General features: G+C 67.0%; 31 protein-coding genes and 2 pseudogenes. 13 read left to right on the top strand and 20 right to left on the bottom strand.

Going from position 1 to position 20,321, the window contains the following annotated elements; genetic code table 11:
- The 8 genes and pseudogenes from BST13_RS39140 to BST13_RS30620 all read left to right on the top strand — a co-directional run.
- A pseudogene (locus BST13_RS39140) lies at positions 1–277 on the top strand (hypothetical protein); the annotation flags it as partial.
- Between the two features lie 74 nt (positions 278–351).
- Positions 352–924: a hypothetical protein gene (locus BST13_RS40345; RefSeq protein WP_342744322.1), complete on the top strand. Its 573-nt coding sequence runs from the start codon at positions 352–354 to the stop codon at positions 922–924.
- A 118-nt stretch (positions 925–1,042) separates the two neighbouring features.
- Complete coding sequence (locus tag BST13_RS30640; RefSeq protein WP_083168876.1) at positions 1,043–1,642, top strand: hypothetical protein; 600 nt, start codon at positions 1,043–1,045, stop codon at positions 1,640–1,642.
- A gap of 72 nt (positions 1,643–1,714) precedes the next feature.
- Positions 1,715–1,804 (top strand): annotated as a pseudogene (locus BST13_RS40480) (hypothetical protein); the annotation flags it as partial.
- A 235-nt stretch (positions 1,805–2,039) separates the two neighbouring features.
- Positions 2,040–2,237 carry a helix-turn-helix domain-containing protein gene (locus tag BST13_RS30635; protein ID WP_083168875.1) on the top strand — a complete coding sequence of 66 codons (198 nt, stop codon included), beginning with the start codon at positions 2,040–2,042 and terminating at the stop codon, positions 2,235–2,237.
- Between the two features lie 149 nt (positions 2,238–2,386).
- Entirely contained in the window at positions 2,387–2,581 is a 195-nt protein-coding gene (locus BST13_RS30630) for a helix-turn-helix domain-containing protein (RefSeq protein ID WP_083168873.1), read from the top strand.
- Complete coding sequence (locus tag BST13_RS30625; RefSeq protein ID WP_083168872.1) at positions 2,578–2,784, top strand: helix-turn-helix transcriptional regulator; 207 nt, start codon at positions 2,578–2,580, stop codon at positions 2,782–2,784. The genes BST13_RS30630 and BST13_RS30625 overlap by 4 nt, the downstream gene beginning before the upstream one ends.
- Positions 2,784–3,029 carry a helix-turn-helix domain-containing protein gene (locus BST13_RS30620; protein ID WP_083168870.1) on the top strand — a complete coding sequence of 82 codons (246 nt, stop codon included), beginning with the start codon at positions 2,784–2,786 and terminating at the stop codon, positions 3,027–3,029. Before BST13_RS30625 ends, BST13_RS30620 begins: the two co-directional genes overlap by 1 nt.
- Here the strand turns inward: BST13_RS30620 and BST13_RS30615 are convergent.
- From BST13_RS30615 to BST13_RS30600, 4 genes are read right to left on the bottom strand one after another with little or no spacing between them, the layout of a single operon-like run.
- A complete protein-coding gene (locus BST13_RS30615) occupies positions 3,016–3,285 on the bottom strand; it encodes a DUF4926 domain-containing protein (RefSeq protein ID WP_245839866.1) in 270 nt (89 codons plus the stop codon). The two genes, BST13_RS30620 and BST13_RS30615, sit on opposite strands and share 14 nt — an antisense overlap.
- Positions 3,282–3,605: a hypothetical protein gene (locus BST13_RS30610; RefSeq protein WP_083168869.1), complete on the bottom strand. Its 324-nt coding sequence runs from the start codon at positions 3,603–3,605 to the stop codon at positions 3,282–3,284. Before BST13_RS30610 ends, BST13_RS30615 begins: the two co-directional genes overlap by 4 nt.
- Positions 3,605–3,895 carry a hypothetical protein gene (locus BST13_RS30605; protein WP_083168867.1) on the bottom strand — a complete coding sequence of 97 codons (291 nt, stop codon included), beginning with the start codon at positions 3,893–3,895 and terminating at the stop codon, positions 3,605–3,607. Before BST13_RS30605 ends, BST13_RS30610 begins: the two co-directional genes overlap by 1 nt.
- Positions 3,892–4,956, bottom strand: coding sequence for a hypothetical protein (locus tag BST13_RS30600; RefSeq protein ID WP_083168866.1), 1,065 nt, complete (start codon positions 4,954–4,956; stop codon positions 3,892–3,894). Before BST13_RS30600 ends, BST13_RS30605 begins: the two co-directional genes overlap by 4 nt.
- Positions 4,957–5,153: 197 nt before the next feature.
- On the opposite strand from BST13_RS30600, the gene BST13_RS30595 reads away from it, so the two are divergent.
- From BST13_RS30595 to BST13_RS30585, 3 genes are all read left to right on the top strand, one after another.
- Complete coding sequence (locus BST13_RS30595) at positions 5,154–5,351, top strand: hypothetical protein (RefSeq protein WP_083168864.1); 198 nt, start codon at positions 5,154–5,156, stop codon at positions 5,349–5,351.
- Positions 5,348–6,238, top strand: a complete 891-nt coding sequence (locus tag BST13_RS39525; protein WP_211296221.1) for a hypothetical protein — start codon at positions 5,348–5,350, stop codon at positions 6,236–6,238. The genes BST13_RS30595 and BST13_RS39525 overlap by 4 nt, the downstream gene beginning before the upstream one ends.
- A gap of 111 nt (positions 6,239–6,349) precedes the next feature.
- On the top strand, positions 6,350–6,643 hold the full coding sequence (locus tag BST13_RS30585; protein WP_083168863.1) for a helix-turn-helix domain-containing protein: 294 nt from the start codon (positions 6,350–6,352) through the stop codon (positions 6,641–6,643).
- 69 nt (positions 6,644–6,712) lie between these two features.
- Here the strand turns inward: BST13_RS30585 and BST13_RS30580 are convergent, their stop codons facing one another.
- From BST13_RS30580 to BST13_RS39130, 3 genes are all read right to left on the bottom strand, one after another.
- Positions 6,713–6,928: a hypothetical protein gene (locus tag BST13_RS30580; protein ID WP_083168861.1), complete on the bottom strand. Its 216-nt coding sequence runs from the start codon at positions 6,926–6,928 to the stop codon at positions 6,713–6,715.
- Positions 6,929–6,945: 17 nt separating this feature from the next.
- A complete protein-coding gene (locus BST13_RS39135) occupies positions 6,946–7,224 on the bottom strand; it encodes a glutaredoxin family protein (protein ID WP_158087219.1) in 279 nt (92 codons plus the stop codon).
- Between the two features lie 79 nt (positions 7,225–7,303).
- Complete coding sequence (locus tag BST13_RS39130) at positions 7,304–7,585, bottom strand: hypothetical protein (protein WP_158087218.1); 282 nt, start codon at positions 7,583–7,585, stop codon at positions 7,304–7,306.
- Positions 7,586–7,795: 210 nt separating this feature from the next.
- Here BST13_RS39130 and BST13_RS30570 point away from each other — a divergent pair, with 210 nt between their 5' ends.
- A complete protein-coding gene (locus BST13_RS30570; protein ID WP_083168858.1) occupies positions 7,796–8,806 on the top strand; it encodes a hypothetical protein in 1,011 nt (336 codons plus the stop codon).
- Between the two features lie 62 nt (positions 8,807–8,868).
- On the opposite strand, the gene BST13_RS30565 is transcribed toward BST13_RS30570, so the two are convergent.
- The 13 genes from BST13_RS30565 to BST13_RS30485 all read right to left on the bottom strand — a co-directional run bounded on the left by BST13_RS30565 (position 8,869) and on the right by BST13_RS30485 (position 19,799).
- On the bottom strand, positions 8,869–9,309 hold the full coding sequence (locus tag BST13_RS30565) for a hypothetical protein (protein WP_083168857.1): 441 nt from the start codon (positions 9,307–9,309) through the stop codon (positions 8,869–8,871).
- 15 nt (positions 9,310–9,324) lie between these two features.
- A complete protein-coding gene (locus BST13_RS39125) occupies positions 9,325–10,812 on the bottom strand; it encodes a hypothetical protein (protein WP_158087217.1) in 1,488 nt (495 codons plus the stop codon).
- A gap of 49 nt (positions 10,813–10,861) precedes the next feature.
- Complete coding sequence (locus BST13_RS30540) at positions 10,862–11,806, bottom strand: chymotrypsin family serine protease (RefSeq protein WP_142282875.1); 945 nt, start codon at positions 11,804–11,806, stop codon at positions 10,862–10,864.
- 278 nt (positions 11,807–12,084) lie between these two features.
- A complete protein-coding gene (locus BST13_RS30530; RefSeq protein WP_083168846.1) occupies positions 12,085–12,288 on the bottom strand; it encodes a hypothetical protein in 204 nt (67 codons plus the stop codon).
- Positions 12,289–12,361: 73 nt separating this feature from the next.
- Positions 12,362–12,790, bottom strand: a complete 429-nt coding sequence (locus BST13_RS30525) for a helix-turn-helix domain-containing protein (protein ID WP_083168845.1) — start codon at positions 12,788–12,790, stop codon at positions 12,362–12,364.
- The gene (locus BST13_RS30520; protein WP_083168843.1) at positions 12,787–13,377 is read right to left on the bottom strand and encodes a recombinase family protein; all 591 of its coding nucleotides are present in this window, start codon (positions 13,375–13,377) and stop codon (positions 12,787–12,789) included. The genes BST13_RS30525 and BST13_RS30520 overlap by 4 nt, the downstream gene beginning before the upstream one ends.
- A gap of 142 nt (positions 13,378–13,519) precedes the next feature.
- Positions 13,520–14,410 carry an Abi family protein gene (locus BST13_RS30515; protein WP_083168842.1) on the bottom strand — a complete coding sequence of 297 codons (891 nt, stop codon included), beginning with the start codon at positions 14,408–14,410 and terminating at the stop codon, positions 13,520–13,522.
- A gap of 142 nt (positions 14,411–14,552) precedes the next feature.
- Positions 14,553–14,801 (bottom strand): hypothetical protein, encoded by a 249-nt coding sequence (locus BST13_RS30510; RefSeq protein ID WP_083168840.1) that lies wholly within the window; start codon positions 14,799–14,801, stop codon positions 14,553–14,555.
- A gap of 152 nt (positions 14,802–14,953) precedes the next feature.
- Positions 14,954–15,259: a hypothetical protein gene (locus BST13_RS30505; RefSeq protein WP_083168838.1), complete on the bottom strand. Its 306-nt coding sequence runs from the start codon at positions 15,257–15,259 to the stop codon at positions 14,954–14,956.
- Positions 15,260–15,702: 443 nt separating this feature from the next.
- Positions 15,703–18,828 (bottom strand): bifunctional DNA primase/polymerase, encoded by a 3,126-nt coding sequence (locus BST13_RS30500; protein ID WP_083168837.1) that lies wholly within the window; start codon positions 18,826–18,828, stop codon positions 15,703–15,705.
- Positions 18,825–19,076 (bottom strand): hypothetical protein, encoded by a 252-nt coding sequence (locus BST13_RS39120; protein ID WP_083168835.1) that lies wholly within the window; start codon positions 19,074–19,076, stop codon positions 18,825–18,827. Before BST13_RS39120 ends, BST13_RS30500 begins: the two co-directional genes overlap by 4 nt.
- Before the next feature lie 79 nt (positions 19,077–19,155).
- On the bottom strand, positions 19,156–19,578 hold the full coding sequence (locus tag BST13_RS30490; protein WP_083168834.1) for a hypothetical protein: 423 nt from the start codon (positions 19,576–19,578) through the stop codon (positions 19,156–19,158).
- Positions 19,575–19,799 (bottom strand): helix-turn-helix domain-containing protein, encoded by a 225-nt coding sequence (locus BST13_RS30485; RefSeq protein ID WP_211296220.1) that lies wholly within the window; start codon positions 19,797–19,799, stop codon positions 19,575–19,577. The genes BST13_RS30490 and BST13_RS30485 overlap by 4 nt, the downstream gene beginning before the upstream one ends.
- A 318-nt stretch (positions 19,800–20,117) precedes the next feature.
- Here BST13_RS30485 and BST13_RS30480 point away from each other — a divergent pair, with 318 nt between their 5' ends.
- Entirely contained in the window at positions 20,118–20,297 is a 180-nt protein-coding gene (locus tag BST13_RS30480) for a hypothetical protein (RefSeq protein WP_083168832.1), read from the top strand.
- Positions 20,298–20,321: the final 24 nt, after the last annotated feature.

The following is a 20,321-nucleotide window of genomic DNA, read 5'->3' as shown; positions in this document are numbered from 1 at the left end:
GTCCCCAGCGCCGCCGACCGCCAACCCCGCCCCGACACCACAACCGCGGGCGCCGACCGTCGCCCCGCCGGCCACGATCGCAACACCGGCACCCATACCGCCTGCCGCCCCGCCCGCCGAACCCGGCCCGATCAACACCGCACCGCCACCCAAACCCAGTGCCAGCCACCGACCGCCGCCGACCAGTCAGGCACCGCACAGTGTGCATCCGAGCACCCACCGCGCGTTCCCCCAAGAAACCACGGATTTCCCCGGCCCGCCGGGAACCAACAACTGATCGATCCGCCCACCGACGCGAATCGTTCAGCCGCACAACGCTGCTCGTGCTATCTGGGATCTGACGAATGCCTGATGGCACCGCTGTGGCTCGACATGGCGAAAGACGCAGCGCGCCAAGTTTTTCTGGACCAAAGCGTGCCGCCTGACCAGATCGAGCAGCGCCTCGACGCCACGGTGGCCGACGCGCAGAAGCCGCTCGTGCCGTGTGCGTCGCCGAAAGATCAGGGTCTCAGCCACGAAACTCCCTCGCGTCTGCCACCCGGCCCGTGCCACCCTGGGCCGATGATCGAGATCGGCTCCAGGAAGCGGAACCTCCCCGCGCCGCCGCACGTCGTCTTCCACGACTTGGTGTCTCCGCGGAGCGCCGGTGTTCGTTCGTGGCTACACCTGCTCGACGACGAGGTGGCGCCCGACGTCCTGGAGCGCCAAGAGTCGGGCCACGTGGTGTGGTCCTCGCTGTGGCCCCGACGTGTGGACGCGCGGATCACCTTCGAGCTACGGCAAGGCGGACCCGGCGGTGGTACTGACCTGCGGTGGACGTTGACGGTCGATGAGCCGGCGCCCGACGAGAGCTTAACCGGCCACATGCGCAAGCGGATAAACACCTTGATCCACGCGAAGCTGCGGTACACATACGGCCAGTAGTGCTGCCGGCAAACCGGTCGCCGCCGGTATCCGGGCACGTGCACCACAACGCGCTCGGGAACCCATAGGCCACCGCGAAAGGTTTGCCAGTGAGCGTTCGCGGGTCATGATGGTTCGGATGGACACGCTGCAGGATGCTTCGACGTCAGCGAACTCAGTTCAGGTACCGAACCCGCGCGCCCAGCTGCGACTACTCTTGCTCGGCGTGGCGGTGGCTGGCACGGTTGTCGTCGCGTTGGTTGCGGCCGTCGTGATGCTTGCTCTGCCGATATTCCAGAAACCGCCGGAGCGCGGTGCCGCGCGCCTCGCAAGTCCGGTGCCTCCGGACCGCGAATTCGCCTACATCAACCCTGTTTCGCAATGGCCGTCCGACTGGACGGCGGCGGTGTGCCATTCGCTGCCCTATGAAGTGCGAATGCCCTACGCGCGCCTTCCCAACGCCACCGCCACAGCGGTATGCAGGGCGCGAATCCGGCCCAACGGTGACGTTGTCAACGTGACGATTGCCCGCTTTCCCGCGGAACTGCCCATGCAGATCGATCTGCTTAACGACGGCTACAAGTGGTACGCATTCGCCTACGACCACGGCCAGATGATGGCCTTCGCAACCTACTCAGAGGTCACTGTCACCGACCCGAAGACCAACCTCGGGGAGTCACCAGTACTGCAACCACTCAAGCAGTTTGGCTTCAATGTCTATTCGGGTCCTGGACCGTAGACCATGGTCAACCAACAAAAACCCCGACCAAAGGCCGGGTGCTCTGGAACCCAGAGTCGAGCTCGCGCAAGAGCGGTGGCGGAGGGATTTGAACCCCCGGACGGTGTTAGCCGTCTCTCGCTTTCAAGACGCCCCCAACTGGGTAAACGGAATCGTAGCTGACAAACCCTAGGTGTACTGACGTGCACTGAGTTGCCCGTGTCGGCGTTCCCGCAGGACCGATTAGTGGCAGGTTTGTGGCAAGTTTCGCGGCCGTGACCTGCACCAATACCCGGAGGACGTGACACGACTTTAGCGTGCCTGGGCGTGGCCCCGTGACACTGCGGCGGTACGCCGTTACTCGGCGTGTCGTGAAAGTTCTGGGTGCAATGTCGGGTAGCTGCGGGAGCATAGAAGCATGAGCGAGAACGAAGCGGCCACCGAACCGCCGCTGCTGTACACGATGGAAGAGGCGGCCGATCGGCTCCGGGTGAGCCGTGAGTACCTGTATCGGATGCGCCAGCGCGGCGAGTTGGTCGTGGTGAAGTTCGGCAGACGCACGCTGGTTGAGGCAACTGAGATCGACCGCGTGATCGCCGCAGCGCGGGCGGCGTAGCCCACCGGCAACGGAGTCTGCAGCAGACCGGCAACGGGTTATCCCGTTGCCGGTATTGCTATTTGGGCGCGTGTCTCCCGAAATCGCTACGAAAGCGCTATGCCAGTTTGGTTCATTTACATTCATGTCTGGGCATAGCATCGCGTGCCATGGGGGAAACCACAGCGGAGTTCGACGACCACCTGTACACCATCCCGGAGGCGATCGAAGCTCTTCGGATCGGGAGCAGCCACTTCTACAAACTGATGCAGACGCAGGTGATACGCCCACTGCGGTTGGGCTCGCGCACCCTGATTCCGAGGCGTGAGATCAGTCGCCTGATCCGCGAGGCCACGGGCCGGTGACGACTCCCCAGCGCGCGCTGCTCAGCATCCCTGAAGCGATCGCCGAGCTGCGGATCAGCAGGACCCAGCTCTACAGGATGCGGGCACAGGGGCGGATCCGGGTGCTCCGCCTCGGCCACCGCGTTCTGGTGCCGTACCGCGAGATTCAGCGCCTGATCGACGAGGCGCTGGCCGGCACCCCATCAGAAGCGCACGGCGGTTGATGACCAGTCCTGATCCAGTCGCCGCTGCGGTGGCCGCGCTCGTCACAGCATTGCAGGCGGCGCAGCCTCCAACTCAGACGGTCGCGCCGCAGCGGATGCTGACGGTGAAGGAGACGGCCGAGTGCCTCCGGTGTTCCGAGAGCCTGATCTACGCGCAGCTCAAAGACGGACGGTTGAGGGGCGTACGGGTCGGGCGCCGGCGGCTGATCGCGATGTCGGAGATCCAGCGCGTCACTGAGCAGTAACCGGAGGACGACGGTCATCGTCGGGAGGGAGCGCCACCTCGCGCACATGTGTGATCTCGCTTGCGGAGCGCGGCCGAATGGAATCGGCCTCAAGCGTCTTCACCGCTACGGTCGTACCGTTGGTGGTCATGAACTCCGCTTCGTACGCGAGGTGATCGCTGTAGACGCCCACGACTGTTCCAACGTCTCCCGCGGCCAGGCCATCCTCTGGCAGATCGTGGACCAGCACCGCCAGCTCGTGCTCTTGGAAGATCATCGCGCCGGCTCGTGGATCACAGTCGTGTTCTCTGGCGTCCATCCGCAGGAGCCGTCGCAGCGTCCGTCGACGACGTGCTCGTATAGGGCGTCGGGCGCGAGGTCCAGGATCGTTCCGTCAGGCATGCGGAATCCGATCGTGTCGCCGTCCACGACCGTCGCGGCAGCAATGATCTCGGGTGTCAGCGCTGCGAACACGCCGCTCTTCCCTAGCAGATACGCCATGTCCGTCTCGTGCACGGTTCCGTCGCGGTGTGAGATGCGAAGGACGGTCCCACCGCACGACTCGACCGCCACGATCGGCCATGGCAAGCCGCTCATCAGCGTCCCTCCCGCATCAAGATCGCGGCCTGAAACGGCTCGCCGACGAGCAACGGCGGCTCCCCGCCCACCATGTACCGCCAGACGCCACCGCGGCCGTCGAGCTCCTCCGCAGCTACGTCGGGGGTGACGTACTGGCCGAGGTAGTCGGACCCGTCGGTGCGATCCAGCTCTTGCACGTCGAGCACGCTGAGGGTGCACGGAGCGAATCCGCCCTCGTAGCCGGTCACCAGTACCGGTGTGCCAGGGTCGAGCTTGACCAGCTGGGCGATCAGCTCTCCGGCGGTCATCGCTTCCTCTCGATCGCCGCGATGAGACCGCTCTCGATCTCGGTGCCGTCTGTCAGCCGGATGCGCCACGTCCGAAGCACACTCGGCAGTGCCAGCACCTCAATGTCGCGATGACAAGTGTCGTCGACGGTGACCTCGCCGCGGTACATGTCCCAGTAGCTCGGTTCGCCGTCGCCGTACACCGTCACCTTCCAGATTCCGCGACTGTCACGGGCAAGGTCGTTGACCAGCTCGCCTATCGGGCTGTACCCCTCCCTCGCCGCGCAGTCGGAACACACGGTCTTGAGCCACGAGCGCCCGTTGGTGTGCTGAGCCCCCGGCTGCCCGCAGAGCTCACACGTTGCGTCACACTGCGTCTCAGCCTGGCGAATCAGCGCCCACATCCGGTCGCGTGCCTCGTCTCCGAGCTCGGTGTGGACGTAGTAGCGCAAACCCCCGAACTTCTCCTTGCACTGATGCAGCTCATACGCGGGGTCGAGCTCGGCGAGCTGCTGGTCGAGCTCGACGATGATGGGGTACCAGCCCTTGCTGCAGCTGATCCACCGGCCCCAGTTCGGCGGGATGCGGCGCATGATCCGGATCAGACCATCGCGGTACTCGCCGGCGTCGTCAGGCACGTGCAACTTGTCACGGGTCGCGTCGAAGTCGGCGTTGCTCAGAGTCTGCATCAACTGACCGAACGCAGCGCGGCGCTCGTCGGGGTCACCGGAGTCGAGCGCGCTGCGAAGGTCCGCGGACGCGGCGCGAGCCGCTCGCAGCTGTGCATGTTCTGTCTCGGTGAGCAGGTCCGGGCTCGGGTTCGCAACCTCGGAGAACCACCAGCGCGTGCACTTGTACCCGCTGCGGGCGTCCACCTCAGCGGCTTCTACGCCCCAGAGCGTCGGTGCCCAGGTGGCCACCGCGGCGTCGACGGCACCTGGCTCTCCCAGCACGGCACGGACACCTGCGACCTGCCCGTTGCTCCAGGTGTTCTGGAACGGCGCCCAGCCGTCACGGCGTACGAGGGCGGCGCGCTCACGCAGGTCGGCGGCGCGGCGATCTCGGTCTTCTGCAGTCGGCATAACTGCCAGTGTGGACGGCCCCACTGACAGGTGGCGAGGGATTTCTGCGTTGCATGTTCCGTTGCAGATGCAACGTAACCAGCAACACTGCCGGTACCAGCGGTGACTCAGCGTTGTGTTGCAGGTACAGCGAGAGTTCTTGAGGGGCTGGAGATTTCGCAGGTTCATGCGTCGGTACGCCGTGGCACGATTCGGACATGAGCAACCTCATCTCTACCCGCCCCGTGATCCGTACCAGCGTCCGCGACGTCGCCCGCACCGCCGAGTTCCTGTCCCTGCTGTTCGACGCGCCGGTCGCGATCACGGCCTCGTCCGACCCGGTGGACGCACCCGACGGCCACCACCTCGTCATGATCGTCGCGGAGGCGGCGGCGGCGGAAGAAGGTGCAGCGTGATCACCGAGATCCGCCTCGTCTCGAACGACGGCGCGAGCACCGCGCGCTTCTGGTCGGCGATCTTCAACGTTCCCGCCGAGGACTTGGGCGACGGCCGCTGGCGCGTCACTCCGGTAGCCGGGCCGACCGTCACAGTGAACACGGCGTCGGTGGTAGAAGTGATCAGCCGGTACAGCGACATGACCGTATCGGTGGACTCGGGCGCGCTGGATCGGTTGCGAGCGTTAGGTTTCGACGTCTCTGCGCCGGGTGAGCCGATGCAGGCAGTGGATGTGAACGGCTGCGACAACACGGTGCACATGGTGGTGCGCAGCTGGGACGGGGTGACTGACGTCGATTGGGAGGAACCGAGCGACGCCGAGAAGGAGCGGATCCGGGCGCTGCCGACCACCGCGACCACCGGTGAGGTGCGGCTCATCGAGACGGCCGCAGTCGATGACGTAGCCGCGTTCCTCGGCGTGTGGTTCGACGTGACACCCGAGCTCGCGCTGCCCAGCGGCGTGGTGCGGATCATCGTTGGCGACACCCTGTTCCGGGTCGAACCCGCCGAGGCGGCGGATCGGCAGTGGATACCGCTGGGGGCGCGTGACTACGCCGCGGTGGTCGAGCGTTGCGAGGAAGCGGGATTCACGGCCATTCCGTCACCGACGCATCCGCAGACAGCCGGCCACATTGATATCGACAACGTGACATTCCTGCTGGCGGCCACGGGCCGCGGACCGGAACCCGCAATGCGTGACGACGCGTACTACCAGCAGTTCAGCGCCGCCGTCGAGGCTGGCGACTACACGGTGGCGGGGCCGTTGGAACTGGGGCCAGCGGCTCGTCAGTCCGACCTGGAGTGGCTGGACCCTGACGACCCCGACAACATCGTGGAGCGTCCGTAGCCACGGTCCGACAGGTGGCGGGTATGTAGTCGCTTACGCGACCACTTACCTGCGCGGCCGTAGCCGCGCCCCGCACCACTAAGACTGGGCCTCCGCGGTGATGATCCCGCCATGACCAGTCGCGAGCCCTTCCAGCACGCCATTGCCAACCCCGCTGCCAGGCGAGACATCGCCCTCGCCGTGCAGAGCGGCATCCCCGCCGAGCAGTTAGCGGAGGAGTTCGGTATCTCTGGCAGCACCGTCCGTGCGTACGCCCGGGAGTTCGAGAACGTGCAGCGCACGATCCGCCGGCTGGACCCTTGGGAGCGCGAGAGCATCGTGAACGCCTGCCGCCGCGGGGCACGTCGCAGGTGGGAGCGAGAGCTGGGGCCTGAGGTGGTGCGGGAGCTGCTCGGCGAGAGCTGAGGCCCTGACACAGCAGAGCACCCCGTCACCGAGAAGGTGATGGGGTGCTCCTGGCTTCTGCCTCCGGGGTCATAGCTCCTTCGGGTCCAGGGGTCGGGGCTCGGCGGTGAGCTTCGCGGCGAGGGCCCTCACGTCAGCTTCCCGCACCAGGACCTGCCCGTCCTGCTCGTAGGCGGGAAGCGCGCCGCGCTTGATGGCCGCGGTCACACGTTGCGGGTACCAGCCCAGCTCGGCTGCGGCGGCGGTGCGGGACATGTAGCCGGAAGGGGTTGGCGAGGCGCTCATGCGGGAATCAGTACACGTCACGCAGCTGCCGAGGCGACCGCGGCGCGCAGGTGACCGCGGATGTCAGCGCCGAAGACCGTGAGCACCCCCTCCTGGGTGGACAGCAGCGTCACGGGGGTGGCCGGCATCTGACCGGGGCGATGGGAGGCGTAGAGGTCGCGCACGGTCTGCTCGGCGGCTGCGTCTTCGGTGACGTCCAGCTCCGTGAACGGAACGCCGTGCTGCTCCAGCGTGCGCTTCACCCAGAGGCAGGGGGCGCAGCTGGGCTTGCTGTAGACGATGGCGGACAGGGGCATGTGAACTCCTTCGTGGAGGGGTGGAGCCGGTGCGCCGCTGGACATCTGGGCCGGCAACGGCGCACCGGAGATTGCGGCCTCAGATCGTCGCAGTGCGCTCGATCCGCTTCTTGCGCTCGATCTGCGGCATGCACTCGCGCGACAAGGCAAGCGCGGCAGTAAGTACCTCCGGGCAGGCGACCGCGATCGAGCTGTAGCCGGCCGGACGCACGACGGTCTCGCCCGCCGCCTCCGCCGCCTCCAGCGCGTGGATGACGACGCGCAAGTCATCGTCGTCACTACCGGCGAACGATTCCCCTCCCAGATTGAGGATCCAGTTACCACGGCTAGTGGCGTTCAGGCTGATCTCGACGGTCGTCATCACGGCGTCCTCCGTGTTTGCTGTAGAGTGATTATGATGACTCCGATGATACGGATGATATCGGCAGCATGCCACGTATTGATCTGGTACAGCGGTTATTTCGGATCGTGAACCGGTTTGACGAGTGACACCCATGGCGCTGGTGAAGTAGTTGCTCCAGAGTCGCGTCACCACGCCTAGCGAAGGCGGTTTTGCAGAGAGAATGGGTGCATGAACGAAGAGGGGCGGGCCGAAGCCCGACGGCAGTTCGACGCGATCCAGTGGCCGAAGGGCGCCGCTGCCCTGTACCGTCGCGCGGCCCGAGAACTAGCACGCGAGCAAGGCCAGGACTCGGCTGGGGTGGTCGCCGCTGGTACCGCCGCGGAGTACCTGTATCGGTGGCGCGTGGGCGAGCACCACGTGGACAGCCCCGGTGAACTGCACCTGGAGGTGTTGCATACCGACGCTCTCGCTGCCTGCGCCGCGGAGACTGTGGGCACCGCGCGCTCGCTGCAGATCGTCGAGTGGATCAGCCAGCTGGGCGTGGTCATGACTGAGCGGGTGCAGCGATGGCTTCTTGAACCGCCGCTCGATACCGACACGCCGCTGGAGGCCGCGTACCGCAGCGTGGCCACCGAAAAGGTGGTGCTCACCGCTGATTGCCACCGCGTTGCTCTGGGCGTCGTAGCTGGTGCCGCAGCAGTGGCCAGGCTCCGCCGGCACAACCGCTCCGATGTAGAGGGCTCGACAGAGGATCAGATCGTTGAGATGGCCTGCTCAGACCCTCTGCTGGCCGTCGCGTGGGGTGAACTCGACGAGACACAGCGGCGCGGTCCGGGCTCGTGGGTGGTCAGTCAGTGGAACGAGATCAGTGAGGCTGCTGAGGAGTTGGCCGCGCTGACCGCTGCCGTAAACGCCCCGGCCACCGTGGAGCAGCGGATCGCGATCGCCCGCCATGAGGTGACGCACGGGCTTCTGTGGCGCGCACGAGACACTGAGGATGAAGGACTGCAGCAGGGGTACCGGTCGATCAGTGTGTACGGAGAAGCTCTCGCCGAGGGCCTGGCGCGGTGGGAAGACGCCGACGGCTCTCCCGAAGGTGCCCAGGAGGCGATGCGGCTCCACGCGGACGCGGCTGCCGATGCGGCAGGTGTCATGCTCTCGGACGACTCGCGGAACGCTCTCCTCAACGCGGTGCATGAACGGTGGCCGCAGCTTGCCCCACCCCTGCCGAGGAACTGACACCCGGACACGAATCGGCCCCGGCACCTTCGCGGAGACCGGGGCCGTGTGCTGCTTGCGGGCTACTTCATGCGGAAGGCCGGCGGCACACTCAGATCGGGCGTCAACGGGTTGGCCGGCTTGGCCGGAGCCGGAGTAGGTGCCGGCGTACTGGGCTTCGGGTCCGCCGGCTTGGGAGTGCTCCCGCCAGCTCCCTCCACCGCCGTAGCGCCCTCGCCGTCGATCACCTCAAGCCGGTTCACCCAGGTCTCCCAGCTGTCCGCCAACGTGCCCAGCGAGGCGGCCGCGGAATCGGCCCGCGCCTTCGCAGAGGCTCCGAGGCCGGTGGGCACCCCACCCTCAGCGCTCTCACCATCGACGGTGATCCCGAGAGCTGTGATCAAGGCGTCGAACTCGGCCTGCAGGTCGGTTCCAATGCTGGTGACGGCCTCTTTCTGCGTGCGGAAGTCCTTAGCGCCAGAGGTGACGGTGGCCTTGTCCTTCACGCTGATCTTGTCGGTCACGGTTCAGTCCTCTCGTTACGCCGGGTCCGGCCGGTTCTGCGCGATAGTGCCGCCACGGACCGCCTGCGAGACCTCGTCCTCGCCATGGCGTCCGACCTCACCGTCCTGGTATCGCACCACGCCCGGCTTTGCCTCGCCGTCACCGCTCCTACCACCTCCGCCAGCGGGAGCAGCGCCGCCCATCGGCACCATAGGCATCATCGGCATGCCGGCACCCCGCTGCCCTGCCTGCTGTTGAGCGGCCTGCTGCTGGGCGGTGTTTCCGTGTGCGCCGCTAGTTTTCGTCTCCGCGCCGGCCGGGTTTGGTGAGAATGCCTGCGCCGGAGGCGTAGAGCGGCCAGTGACGTCGCTGGTCGTCTGCAGTCCGGCCTGGCTAGTGCCGCTGACAACCGGAGCCTGCGTGTTCACGGCCGGTGCACCGCCCAGACCCACACCGGGGAGCGGGGTTCCAGGTCCGCGGAAGGTGGTGCTGTTGCCGTTCGTGCTGGCAGCGGGCGTCGCTGTGACCGGGTTCCCACCGCCGGCGCCAGAGAGGGTGGCAGTCGCAGCGCTGGCCGGGAGGATACCCTCGCGGATCAGGTCGTCGACGTCGATCGCATCGGCAGTCTTCTTGCTCGGGTCGCCCTTGTCCTTGTCGCCCTGGTTCTGCTGCTGCTGAGGTTGGGTTGCGGCTGCGGGCTGCGCTTGCGGCTGCCCTTGCCCCTGGCCCTGCTGATTCTGCTGCTGAGCAGCGGCGAGCACAGTAGCCAGATCGGCCTCGGTGGTGTCCTTGCCCTTGCCGCCAGGAGTCTCGGTGGGCTTACCTCCAGGCGTTGGAGCGGGTGTACCAGCAGGCTTACCTCCAGGAGTGCCGGCAGGCTTGCCTCCCGGTGTTCCGCCAGGTGTACCCCCTGCGGGGGCGCCGTTGCCGGCGCCGTTGCCGGTTTGGCCTGGGAGGGTTACGCCGTTGCCGTAGCCCCCACCCGCGCCGACCACCTTCTCGGCTCCGGTGATCCGCTTCGCCTTCACGATCGCGCGCCCGATCGCCTCGAGCAGCGCCTTGTTGGCGGCCTTGCGCCTGGCCTCCAGGTCGATGAGGCGCAGCTTGGCGGCGATCGACGCCTCACCCGCCTTCTCGGCCTTGTCGGCGAGGTCCTTGTCATCAGGGGCGGCGTTGGCCTTATCGTTCGCAGCGGTCGCCGCTAAATGAGCGTCGGCGACCTCTTTCTCCGCGGCGTTCATCACCTCGGCAGTCGGCGCGGCCGCCTTCCAGGCGTCGGCGGCTTTCTTCAGATCGCCCCACACATCAGTGGCGATCGCGGCGTCGGTTGCCAGCGCCGAGAGGGTCTTCCCGATCTCGGCGGCGTCGCCCGTGAACTTCTCCGGCCCCTTGCCGGAGGTGGCGCTGGTGAGTTTGCCGGTTGCGGCGGAAACCTGCCCCGCGGTGTCGTTGACGCGCGCGGAATTCCCCGCCCCCGATGCGCGGGCGTAGATAGCAGAGAAGTCCGGGTCCGTGTACGTCATGGGGCCAGCCTACCGGTGTTTGTGCTGGTAGAGCTGGCGTGGCGCGGAATCAGCCGACTGTGCGCCTAGAGAAGTCCACGCCCTTGAACGGGGCAACTTTCGAGTCGAGGAACACCGCGGCGTTCATCTTTGAGAGCGCGGAGTCGAGATAGCTGGCCCAGCCGATCCCCTCACCGACACGCTCCGAGAGAAGCCCCACCAGCGCGGCGCGGCCCTGGCTGTCTAGGACGAACACCGGCGCACCGCTGTCGCCAGGGCTGATGAACGGCGCGGGGGCGCCCGGCTCGCGACTGAATCCGAGCACGCCACCGGTATCGCCGGTGACCACCCCACAGCGAACGCCCGACACCGCACCGTCGAAACAGATTGGGGTCTTCGGCGCCAGCTCCTTCGCCGCGGTCGCGGTGAGCATGCCCGCGATCCGGTACCTGCTGGCGATCACCGTCGCGGCGGGGTTGAGGCCCGAGAGTGGGACCAACGCAGAGTCGTTGACGACGCCCGTGTCTGGGTCGGGCTTGCCGTCGGTGTCGGTCACATCGGTGTACGGCTTCGGCAGGTGGACGGTGTCCACGCCGGAGATGTCTGCGGACGGGTACAGCCACAGCTGGTTTCCGGGGCGCTCGTCGCAGTGGCCAGCCGTGATGAAGGCCGGGGCGCCCTCAGCGGTGCGCACCGCTGCGCCGAGAGTGCAGCGGCTTGGGGAGCTTTCGCCATTTGCCTGCGCGATCGTGATGCCTGGAACAGGTGTGCCGCCGAACTGGTCGCCGGCCTTGTTCTCGTTCACCTTGCCGGTCCACGGGGCGGTGACCCACACCGGCTTCTCCATCGTCCCATTCGCGGGAGCCGCCGCCGCGCTCGTCGGTGCTGGCGCGCTGGAGCTCGCCGCCTGGTTCGGCCACGGCTTCGGCTCGGCGGGTGCGGTACCCGAGCACGCCGACAGCACCACCGCAGCAGCTGCGGTGGCGCTGATCAGCGCATATCGTCTCGTGCTCATGCGTTCGATTTTCGCACGCTGAGTCGGTCGAGCGGTACACCGACTTTTCACGGCTCGGCAGATACGCTCCTGGGCCGCAACGAGTTACGCGAAAAGTGGGCGGCGCCATGTGTTCGAGAGACGGTGGAAGTTGCTGTGCCAGTTGATGATTCGATGCATGAATGGGCTGTATCCGTTCTCTAAAACAGAGAATGACCTTAAGGGACAGGCGCTTACAACACCGGGTCACACCGGTAGGTCGAGATGACCGGACCGCTTCCGGGAGGGGCTACCGCTTGCTAGACGCCGCGGTCGCCCGCTTCGTTCGGCAGCTCATCGAGAGCCCAGAACACGCCGGCACGGAATGCCTTCAGGAGAGCGTCATATTCGTTGCGAGATCGGTGGTCGTCAGGAAGCGGCTCGAGCGGATTCAGCTCAAGTACTTCGTAGACGTACGAGTGGGCCCTGGCCTCAGCCGCGTCTCGGTGCTCGAAATAGCTCACCGTGATGCCTCCTTACGTGTGCGATCGCGCAGCACATTATTCAGCGTGCGAGCAGTGGGAGCAGAGCCAGACGCTACGCCGCCCGGCGTCCCACGTCTTCGGGCCGGATCAGCCACGCCCCGGGTATTGGGGTGGCGGCGCCGGCCCGTACCGCTACCTGCGTGCCTCTTTTGATCCGCACCTGCAACGCTTGCGGGGTGAGCCCCAGTTCAGCAGCAGCTTCGGCCACGGACAGCCAATCATGCTCGCGGCGCCACTCCGCGGCGTCCTTACGGCTGCGTGGCGCAGCGGCCACCCAGTCCGGCCGCGTCACCGTGCGGTCATCGATGCGTGTGGCGTGGAGACGGCCGTCACGAATCATCGAGCTTACGGTGTCGCGGTGCACGGAGAGCAGGGCCGCAGCGGCGTCGATGGTGAGGTAGCCCTCGGCGTGCAGCTGCTCCTCTTCCCGGGCGAACCGGGCGCGCAGCGCTTCGGCGGCACGTTCGTGGGCGGTGGTCATGCCGCGTTCTCCTTCGCCTCTGCGTTGGCGAGCACCCGGTACACCGTCGGTCGCGATACCGCGAACAGCTCAGCGAGGTCGCTGATGCTGTGCTCACCGCTGCGGTGCATCTTCACCAGCTCGGCGCGTTGCTTCGGCGTGAGCTTCGGCTGCCGGCCCTTCAACTTGCCCTTGGCGCGGGCCACCGCCATGCCCTCCCGGGTGCGCAGCCGCAGCAGGTCCACCTCGAACTCCGCGAAGACGGCGAGGATGGAGAAGAACATCTTCCCCATGGGGTCGGTCGGGTCGTACACCTGCCCGCCGAGGGACAGCCGCACGCCGCGGGTGGTCAGCTCGTCAGCGATGGCCCGCGCGTCGGGCACCGACCGGGCGAGCCGGTCCAGCTTCGGCACCACGAGGGTGTCTCCCTCGCGCACGGCGGCGAGGGCCTGGGCGAGGCCGGGGCGGTCGCGGTTCGTTCCGGTGAGCCCGTGGTCGACGTAGATGCGATCCTCGGGCACGCCGAGCTCACGCAGCCGCTCGCGTTGCGCGGTGAGGTCCTGCTCGTCGGTGGAGCAGCGGGCGTAGCCGATCAGGGTGGCGGTCATGGCGTCGACCGTACGGATAGGCCCCGACAGCTGAGACGATTTGCGTACCAGTCATCTGAGACTGTGACGAACTGGGCAAACGCCGCGATGAGGCTTTGCTCGGCGGGCGTCCGGTTGTCGGTCCCTTATCGGACGCCCACCCTCAGTGGTTCCGCGGGTACTTCAACCCGTCCAGCAGGTTCGCGTTCGCGTCGAGGAACGCGTTGAGGTCGTCCGAGTACCGGGCATCGCCGTGGATCCGGTCCACCATGTGGCGCACCATCACGACCCACCCCCATGGGGTCTGCTGATAGATGCCGTGCGACTCGACCTTCAACGGTTTCAGGACCGGGCACGCGATGTCGGGTATCCGGTTCCACACCCTCCCGTGGTGAGCGCAGGTGTTCCGCAGCGTGACGAGGGATCGGATGATCGACTCCATAAGTCGGTAGCTCGACACCTCGAAGGACTTCGACACCTTCGTCCGGACCGCAGTGTCGGCGAGCAGCGCGTACATCTTCGAGACGGTGCCGAACGACAGCGCCTCGACGGCGGCCCACACCGGCACTGTCTCGCCGGCGTTGACGTGGTGGGCGATGAAGCGCTCCTTCGAGCGATCCAGATCCCTGCCGATGTCGTCGAGCAGTTGATCACGGAGCCGGTCACCCGAGGCCTTGTGCACCTGGTCGATGTAGGTGGCCGCGTCGAGATAAGCATCAGGGCCGAGTTCCGTGGCGACGAAGTAGGCGAGCCGCGACCGGAAGGTCACCTCGATCACCGCGAGCCCCTCGCTCAGGTACGACCGCAGTCCAGTGTCGAAGTCGTAAGCAGCGCGGACCTCTGCCACCGAGCCGTCCACGAACCAGTTCTCTCCCGCGTGCGGATTCTTCTGGTGGTAGCGCCAGTAGCCGGACAGCCGGTAGTAGCTGTTGTTCATCAGCCAGCGCATGAGGTCGCGGTGTTCGGCGGAACCTGCCGTGGCGTCGGCGCCTGTAAACCCCCGGACCTTCAGCAGCTCGATCTGCTCAAGGATGTTCTTCGCGGGCTTCGGCACCGGCAGAAGGTAACAAAAAGCCCCGCCGGTTTGGGGAAGCTCGCGCTCTAGCCCTGGCGGGGTCTGTTGAGTACAAGTTAGCACCACTGGATGACAAGTGCCACGTCCGCCACATCACACCTGCTGGCGAACGGCGGGTCGGTCAGCCCAACTCCTCGCTGTACACGTCACTCTCTGGGGTGCCCGGCAGGCGATCCGCCAACAGGTTCGCCACCATCCGGCGCGCGCCCCGTTCGGACACGTGCGGAACGGTGAAGCTGCTCTGCCGGCCGCGTTCAGTCACGGTGTAAGCGACCACCCACAGCAGTGTGCCGGCCGGGGCGATGCGGTCGTCGGGGCCGGCGGTGCGGGTGCTGAGGCGGATACGGGTCGCGTGCCGGGTGATGCCCACGCGGCGAAGGTACGCGCGGCGGGTGACAGAAGCGGCCGACCATCTTCGTGCTGTCACGAAGATGGTCCGGGCGAGGCACGACGGTTCCGCTCAGGACCATTTCACCGACAGCAGTAAGAAGGTCCAGCTGGAAGGCCCGGCGGTGTGGCGACCTACTCCCTCTTCCGTTTCTTCGTCGGCGGCTTCGGCCGCAACAGCGACCAGTCCACCTTCACCCACCGCCTGCCCGTGTCCTCGACCGGCGGCGGTGGGACGCGGAAGACGACGTAACCGTCTACGCCCTTCGGATTCGGGCGGCTGTCTCGTTGGAGCTCGACTCGGTGCGGGCGGCCGGAGGGCGGCCACTTCTCGGTCAGGTATGGGATGAAGCCGTCAGGATCAGAAAGTGGGATCGACTCGGCGGGGGTGAGTTCGTCGAAACAGAACGGGATCCAGACTTCGCTGGCGCGCGGCGGCATGGCTGCATTCTCTAAAACAGAGAACGCGGGAGGAAGGTGGGTCCTTGCCGGCTGCGTGGAGCACCCCACAGGGCGGGAGAATCGCTCCCGGTGCGGGAGCGATAAACATGCAGGTCAACCCAGCGGGAGCGACGGGAGCGATTTCTCCCGCTCCGGACCCTCACCCCACCGCCGTGTCTCTACATGCGCAACCTAAATAGTTAGGTTAACTAATCAAAATATACGCGATAGAGCCAGCTGAGAGGGCCTGCGGGGCTGAAGCGGGAGAAATCGCTCCCGTCGCTCCCGCCCACCTGAGCAGGGCTTTTATCGCTCCCGCACCGGGAGCGATTCTCCCGCTCGGATTCGGAATCTTCCACCATGCGGAACATGAGTCGACCCGCAGAAGGCACAGACAGCAGAGCACCCGCTGGACACTCCCAGCGGGTGCTCTGGCAGATGGGTTACGCGGCTTTCTTGGTCCCGTCGAATCTCACGTAGGTGCCGTCGTCGATCACTGAGGGGGACGCCTGCACCGCGGCCAGAGCCGCGCGGCCGTAGAGTTCCCGGTCGCTGCGGCCGCTCGCCAGCTTCTTGCCGGACAGGACGCGGATCGCCGCCTGGTAGGTCCGAGCTCTCTTGCCTTCCGCGGCGTCGGCCACCAGTGCCTTCATGATCTTTGCTGCGCAGCGGGCTACGTGATGATCCCGCTCGGCTTCACGGGCGGCATCGGAGGATGCCCGGGCGATGCCGTTGTAAGCACCTTCCACGCGCTTACCCTCGGCCTTGGCCTCGTCGGTCTCAGCCACCAGGCGCGAGATCATCTCGCGGCGCACCTCCATGACGGCACCGGCCGCGAACCAGTGCGTGTCCTGCGGTTGCGCCAGCCCGTCCAGCGCCGCCAGCAGCACGCTGATCTTGAGCTGGTTGAGCACCGCGTGTCGGCTGGCGATCGCCTCGGCGCGATCTGCCTCCTTTGCCACTGCTGTGGGATCACTGGAGGCCGCACGCCACCGGTCCCGCTCCAGCTGCTCCGTCGCGGCCGCCGGTGGGGAGATCCATACCGGAGGCCGCGGCACCGATCCGGGGATCATCGACGGCCCTGCGCCGAACCAGTGCACCTCTGCGGTCTTGAGCCGCCGCGGGTAGGTCCCGCGTCGCACGCTCTGCTGGGCGGGCAACCACACGAACCGCTGAGGGGTGCCGCGGCCGTTCTCCGCGAACAGCGGAACCACCGCATCCGGCTGAGCTCCGAGCAGGATCCCGAACCGATAGGAGTGGGCCGCGATGAAGGATCGCCGGTCCTTGTCGGACACCGTGTTGCCGACCTCGCCGCCCATCCACATCGACCGGTACCAGCCCGAGGTCCTCGAACCCTGCCGCATCATCTCTCCGACGAAGATGTCGATCTCGTCGGACTCGAGCAGGATCGAGGAGCCGTCACCGCCGACCGAGCCGATAGTCGGGGCGCCGGCGTCGGCGGGGCTCCCACCATCGTCGTCAGCCGCGTACGGGCGGGGGAACTCCTTGAGCAGGCCCTCACCGGTCCCCGGCGGGAGGGTGCGCACACCTGCCACTGCACTGGGGATCAGCCCAGCCGCCGCCGTCATCGTGTTCGTCTTGCCAGAGCTGGGGCCTCCGACCAGGACGCTGTACACGTTGATCGAGGTGCCCTCGCCCTCGCCGTCCTCGGATGTGTCGTCGGACCCGTCGTCCTCGTACCCCTCGGCGGCGGGTGGGACCAGGCGCACGGCAGAAGGGATCGCGCCGGCCACCCTGGGTAACAGCCCACCGAGCAGACCCCAGCGGGTGACACCGCGAGCGTCAGCAGCCGCGGCGACATGGCTGAGGCCGGGGGTGGCCGAGAAGATCCACTCGTGCGCGACGAAATCGTGCGTGCGGAAGTTGGCCAGCGGCGGCAATACCTCTCGCCATGACGTGGTCGCACCCGCCACCGGCTGAACATGCGCGGGGATGTCGGGCATGGGGTACTGCAGGATCTCCTTCTCACGCGGCGGAGTCCCGGCGTACTCGCGCACGACCCTGGCCGGCTCGACCTCAGGCTCGTCGTCGGCTCCATCCGAGGCGTCGCCTTTGTCCGGAGCACCGTTGCCGTTGTCGGGCTTGTCCTCGTCGTCGGTGTTGTCGTTGACGGCGCGGTCCGCTGCCCCCTCGTCCTCCTCAGCGGTCTCCATGCCGATCATCACCTCACTGATGAAGGTCGCATCGGACATCGGCGTCGCAGCGGGCTGATTGGCGGTCATCACCGCGGCGGCCTCGCGGCAGCGCTGCGCGCGCTGGAGCAGACCGTCGACGCCCACCTCCACGTAGACGATGTCGGCACCCGCCGGCGCTGGCGGTCCCGGCACGGTGGTTTCGCCAGCCGCGGCGCGGGCCTCCAGCTCATCGGCCTCGTCCTCGAGGCCCTCGGCGGTCACGCCGCCGAAGTCACGGGGCTTCACCAGGCCCAAGCGAGCCATCTCAGCACCACGGTGCTCCGCGATGTCGCGCCCGGTGAGGCCAATGAAGGCATCGAGACGGCTGTGTCCACCCTGCGGCAACGTCGGGATGCCGGTAGTCCACACCTGGACCCACCTTCCGTGCTCACCGCAGTCGTGCACGGTGATGCTCTTCTCGGCATCGGACCCGGCACGCAGCCAATTTTCGCACGGCCCACATGTGAAGAAGCCGCGGCGCTCACCGGCGACCCCGGCCTCTTCAAGCATGGTCAGCAGGTCTAGTTCGCCGATCGCCTCGGTCAGCTCGTCGCTGCCCTCACCAGAGGTGTACGTCTTCTTCTCCGCCTGTCGCCAGATCGACACCGTCCCGGCGAGCGCCTCCAACCCGGCGGGTGGCTCCCCGACGACTGTGCCCTCGGGCGCGTAGGCCAGGATCTCAGCGGACAGTGCCCACAGCGGCAGTTCCAGGCTCTCGCCCTGGTCCTCGAGCAGCCACCCATCCCGCTCGGCAGCGCAGTACCCAGCTCCACTGCCGGTCATGTAACTGCCCGTGTAGCCGTCCAGGTCGCGGTACGTGACCACGCTGAGCGGTAGCACGACCTGGTGGTGTCCGGCGAGCACGTCGACCTTGCCGCCGTTCGCCAGCGTCACCGCGGTGGTGGGTCCGGTGAGGCGCACATCAGGCACCCAGTGCGGCAGCCGATGCAGCGCGGTGCAGCCACCCGCGTGGTCGTGCTGGGGGTGCAGCGAGCCCGGGGAGACAATGTGCACGTGCACACCCGCGGCGTTGAACGCTGCGGTGCCGTCAGCGTTGTCGGCATCCCATGCCACCCGGCGGCTTGCGCCGAGGTGCAAGCCCCAGTTCGCGGTGCTGGCGACCCGCTGCGCGAGCTCGTCCAGGTCCACGGCATCGGCGGTGAGCTGCTGCCAGGCCCGAGTGACCGGGGCTTTCCAGCTCGACACCAGCTGGATGATGGTGTCGTCGCCATCGTTCTCGAAGCGCTCGATCCAGTTCGCGATCAGGGGTCGTCGGGCGTCGAGGTGCTCGCGCACCAAGCCCTGCTGGGCGGTGACGCGGTCGAGCTCCTCCTGCGAGAAGCCGTGGCTGGTGGTCGACTCCGCGGCGCTCATGCGGCCACCGCCTTCCGCACCGGGTACGCGGCGCGCATCGTGCCCTGCCAGTAACGGGGCACCGCCCCGCACGCCCGCACCGCACCCGCGACGGACAGGGGGTCGGTGGGGTCGCACGCAGCCCATTCGCCGCCGGACTCGCACTCGACGAGCACACCGGCTCCGTCGGGCGCGGCCGCGTACGTGAACAGCGTCCAGTCGTCGGGCGTGGCGTGCGAGGTGTTTGCAGAATTCTGCGGATATGCCATGATGTAGCTACTACTTTCGGACTTCGGTTCGAGCGGACGCCCCGGCTGCTACCGGGGCTTTCGTGTTTTCTGGGGCGGGTCAGGCGACGCGACTGTGGATCGTCGACGCCACCTGGTTGACGACTTCCTGGGACAGGATCCCGGCGGTGACCATGCGCCCGTCGGTGTCAGTCAGGTGGTCGAAGTACATCCACATCCCGTCCCCAGGGTCCTGCGCGCTGACGAACTTCGACCACGCTTCCTCCTGTGCCTCGGAGGGGGTGTGGCCGATGAGCTCGGCGCGGGCCATGAGGATTGCGGCCCTACGGCAGATGGTGTTGCGGGCGTTGCGCCACCGCTCGGCGTCGGCGCGGGCCGTGGGTCGGAGGGCATGCAGCTGCTCCGCGGTCAGGGACTTCAGGTAGGGCTCGGTGTGGTCCTCGAAGACGATGAAGGTGTCAGTCAGCGCCTCGATGGCTCGGCGGCTGGCCTCCTGGCTGAGCCAGGTGGGTTCGGTGCTCAACAGGAACTCACCGCCTGCCGCCGCGGCGTGCCCAGAAACTCGTCGAGCGCGCGTCGGCTCACTCGCCACTGCCGGCCGACTTTGGCAGCAGGGATGACGTCCTCGCGCAGCAGCTTGAGCGCCGTGTTCAAGCTGACGCGCAGGTAATCGGCGGTCTCTTCGGCGGTGAGCACCAGGTCGCTGTCGACCTCGATCTCCGCGGTGGTCATGGTCTCGGTCATCGGTGTGGTCCCTTCGTAGCCAGTGGCAGTTGGCGGCTGTTGGTGTTTGCTGCGCCCCCTACCGTACACGCCATATGGGTCGCGGTCGAGAACAAACGTGCAGCTAGATGCATATTTCTCCTAGAGCTGAGGCGATAACAGATCGTTAGCTGAGTCAAGTGAATCGGCACGACACGCCGAAGTTGCTCGCATATCCGCAGGTAGGCAACTTGGCGGCATATCCGCTGTAGGACAGGCGATTCTCGGATACAGAGAATGGGCGGCCGCCGCCCTGATACCCGGTGGAACCGTTCCCCCGTGGCGTGCGTCTAACCCGGTGTGAACGAGTACTCCGAAGACCTCGACGTGCCGGAGCTGCCGGCGTGGGCGGAGGCCTACCTCGCCCGGGAGCGGGCATGGTGGCGGCTGCTGCGCGGGACGGGTGCGGTCACGCCGGAGGAGGCCACCGCGGAGCTGCTCCGGTGGGTGCAGCCTCGTAGGCGACCTCGCGGGGTGTGATGCGCGGGAGGCCAGCCGGGAAAC

Source organism: Mycobacterium aquaticum, from assembly GCF_002086485.1.
GTDB classification, from domain to species: Bacteria; Actinomycetota; Actinomycetes; order Mycobacteriales; family Mycobacteriaceae; genus Mycobacterium; species Mycobacterium aquaticum.
This window is presented reverse-complemented; position numbering and strand designations above follow the sequence as displayed.